Raw genomic sequence first — 3,859 nt, 5'->3', positions numbered from 1 at the left:
GCCCTGCAGACCGGCGCCCGTAACGGTGCCGAAGAACGGGCCACCGGTGTAGATCGTGCGCTTGGCGGGTGCCAGCTCCACGTTGATGTCGATCGTGCCGTCCTTCGCGTTGTCCGTATCGGGCATGACATTGACCACGGCGAAGTAGTCGGCACCGTTGAGCGCCTGCTGCAAATCCAGCAACTGGTTCTGCGAGAAGTAGTCGCCACTCTTGAAGGGTACGTAGCGATCCAGGAAGCTTTCGCGGAACTGCGAGTTCTCGAAGTGGATCTTGCCGTAGCGATAGCGCTTGCCGGTTTCCCAGGTCAGTTCCACGGTGGCGCTGTGTTCGGCGCGGTTCACTTCGACACGATGCGTGACCAGCTTCGCGTCGAGAAAGCCTGTCGCGGTCAGCGCGCCGCTGACGGCATCGCGTGCCGCGTCGTACTGGCCGTCGTTGAGTGGTTTGTCCTTCAGTCCATTGACGCCGCGCAGGGCGCGAGCGATCTGGGGAAGCTTGGCGGGCTCCTTGTCGATACCGACGTTCACCGTCTTCACGGTCACTGGCATGCCGGGAACCACGTGCAGAGTCACCTGCCAGTCGTTGCCGACCTGCTTGATGTCGCCCGTGGCCGTGGCTTCGTAGTAACCGTAGGGCCGCAGCGCGGACTGAACCTGGTCGGGGGCTTTGTCGTAAAGACGCCGGATTTGCGCCGCGGTCGCATCGCGCTTGGCGTATTGGCTCAGCTCGACACCCGCGACGACGGCGTTTTTCAGGCTCTCGTCGACACCGTCCACGGTAAGGACGACGCCGGCATGGGCGAGGCAGGGCAGGAGGAACCACGGCAGAAGCAGCAGTCCATGGCGTCTGGTTCGGCGCATGAGCATCCCGTTCCGGTCGTGAACCAACACCGTGGGTACGGCGGCGAGCGGGGCGCCTCCGGCGTCCCCTGACATCAAGTCTTGGCGTAAGTTACCGCGCGCGGCGTGCAGGGTCGATACACAAACGTGAACGACCCCGCGCCGGTTCAGCCTGCCTCATCACCGGCGGTGTGCGCGATCCAGGCGCCGACCAGTGCCGACACGTACGGAATGGACTGCGCGGTGAGGATGAACATCCACAACACGCTCTCCACGTAGCTCGTCCCGTAGTGCATCGCCATGCCGATCACCGCGCAGAGCAGGGCGATCGCCATGAGACCTTCCTCACGCACGGGTGCGAAAGCGGCAAAGCTGCTGCCACCCATGCGACGGCTCTTGGCAGTGACCACGAAGGCGGTCTTCTCGCGCGTCAGGCCGTGCAGGATGCCGCGGGCAATGGCGTGGGACAGGCCCATGCTGGCCACCGACGCCATGATGGTGTCGTACCAGCTGCACGGGACACGTGCGCGATAGAGCACGAAGCCGAAGATCGCCTTGGCGAAGAAGAACCCGATCACGGGGATCAGGAACAGCTGCATCGGCAGGTTGAAGTACTGCGGCGCATAGATCATGCCGGCGGTCCACAGCAGCCCCATCATCGTGAAGATGAAGTGCAGGGCATCGGCAAACCAGCTGAACCAGCCGGTGAGGAAGTGGAAGCGCTGACCTGCCGAGAGGGGCCCCTTGCGGGTCATCCAGCTCCAGCGGCCCTTGAGGATCTGCATGGCGCCGAAGGCCCAGCGGTAACGCTGGCTCTTGTAGGCCTTGAAGTCGGCGGGCGTCAGGCCCTTGCCCATCAACTCGTCGACGTAGACCAGTTCGTAACCCGCATGCATCAGGCGCAGACCGAGCTCGGCATCCTCGCAGATCGTCCATTCGGACCAGCCGCCGGTGCCTTCGAGCGCGGAGCGACGAACCATGGTCATGGTGCCGTGCTGGATGATCGCGTTGCGCTCGTTGCGGTGGTGCATGCCGATGCGGAAGAAGCCGTCGTATTCCCAAGCCGTCATGCGGCGGAACCGGTTGTTCTCGAATTCGCGGTGGGCCTGCGGGCACTGCACCACGGCCACCTTGGAGTCGTGGAAGTAGCCGGTCAGCGCGGCCAGCCAGTCCTCACGGACCTCGTAATCGGCATCGATCACGGCGACCACGTCGGCGCGCTCGTCCGTGGCGGTGAGACCGAAGTTCAGCGCACCTGCCTTGTAACCGGGCCACGGCTCGAGATGGAAGAAACGGAACTTCGGGCCCAGCTTTTCGCAGTAGGCCTTTACCGGTTCCCACACCGCGGGATCCTTGGTGTTGTTGTCCAGCACCAGCACTTCGAAGTTCTCGTAATTCAGCCTGGCCAGCGAATCCAGCGTGATCTGCACCATCTCCGGCGGCTCGTTGTGGCAAGCCAGGTGGATGGAAACGAAGGGCTGCTTCTCGACCGGGTCGTACGGCAGCATGCCGGCATGGCGGATCCATTCGCGACGCCAAAGCACTTCGGTGAACTCGAATCCGTTGATCAACAGGATGGCGAGGATGGCGATCTGTGCCGGGAACAGCAGGATCAGCATGGCCCAGTCGAAGGGGCTCAGGTAGAAGTTGAAGGGCAGGGTGGCCGACCAGACGATCAGGCCGCAGGCCAACTGCAGCAGGGCCATGAAGAACAGCCGGCCCATCAGCTTGAACCRACGGAAGCGACTGCCGAACCAGACCATCGGGAAGAAGGCCAGGGCCGACGCCGCAAAAGCCTTCCACGGCCAGCTGGTGTCTTCGGTGACCGGACCCTTGAACGGGAATTTCAGCTGGCGATCGGCATTGAACATGCCCCAGTACGCGCCGGTGCGGCCTTCGCCCAGGTTTTCCTTCCACGGCTGGTCGATGGCTTCGAGGACGTAGTAGTCGTCGATGCCCTTGCGCTTGGCCATGTTGAAGAAGTCGCGCAGGAAGATCGCTTCGTTGGAAACGGTCGGGTAGGCGTATTCGTGACGATCGCCATTGGAGGGCCAGCCGATCTCGCCGATGACGATGTGCTTGCCCGGGAAGCGATGCTGAAGGGCCTGGAAGCTACCGTCGGTGTCCTTGGAGCCGTCGGCCTCACGCGTGCCGATCGAGTCGGGCACGGCGTCCTTGCGGTCGATACCGTTCCAGTAGGGGAACAGATGGACGGTGATGAAATCGACGTGGTCGGCCAGTTCCGGATTCTGCATCCACACGTGGAACGGCTCGGCCATGGAGACCGGCTGGTGCACGGCGGCACGCACGCGGTCGAGGTAGGCCATCATCTGTTCGGGCTTGAGATCGCCTCGGTAAAGAACCTCGTTACCGACGATGACGCGCGAGATGGTCTTGGGGAAACGGTGGGCCTGGGCGATCAGCGCGTCGATCTCGCGCTCGTTGTTCTCCAGGCGCGTATCGATCTGGGCACCTGCCATCACATCCAGGCCTTCCTTGTCGGCCAGGCGGATCGTCTGCGGGTTTTCCAGCATCGAATAGGTACGGATGCGAGGGGAATACCGGTGGACCAGATGAAGGTCGCCGGTGATCTCGGGATCGCTGGAGAGATCGCCCCTCATCGGGTTCTGGTAGCGCTGGTAAGCCGTGAAGGCAAAGCCCGAGATGGGGCCGTTCCAGTCGTCGGGGCCGCGTGGAATGTTCCCCAGGAACCACAGGCCCACATTGAGGCCCGCGACTAGGACCGCCAGCAGCAGCGCGGTGAGGATCGGATGGCTTCGTTCGGTCGTGGTAACAGCGCTCAAAAACAATCCCCGGACCGGTCGGCCCCCAAGTGGCATCAAGTGAGGTAACCGGGGGAGCTTAACGAACGGGGCGTTATGGCTCAACGCATGATGGATGGACCGGTCAGGCTCAACTCAGAGAGCGGGGCGTTCAGAGGGCGTCTGCACCCCCTGTGGCAGGGCTGCAAACCCCATGTAGGAGCCGATTCATCGGCGATCCCGCGGCAGCGGGCAAG

2 protein-coding genes are annotated in these 3,859 nt (G+C 63.1%); both read right to left on the bottom strand.

The window, feature by feature from the left end; genetic code table 11:
* Positions 1-861 (bottom strand): autotransporter assembly complex protein TamA (locus AC1DT2_RS17470; RefSeq protein WP_477297726.1); only part of this gene is annotated, 861 nt, incomplete at its 3' end.
* A gap of 146 nt (positions 862-1,007) precedes the next feature.
* Complete coding sequence (locus tag AC1DT2_RS17465; protein ID WP_477297724.1) at positions 1,008-3,644, bottom strand: glycosyltransferase; 2,637 nt, start codon at positions 3,642-3,644, stop codon at positions 1,008-1,010.
* Positions 3,645-3,859: the final 215 nt, after the last annotated feature.

The organism is Luteibacter sp. P4_E6, assembly GCF_056401535.1.
This window is presented reverse-complemented; position numbering and strand designations above follow the sequence as displayed.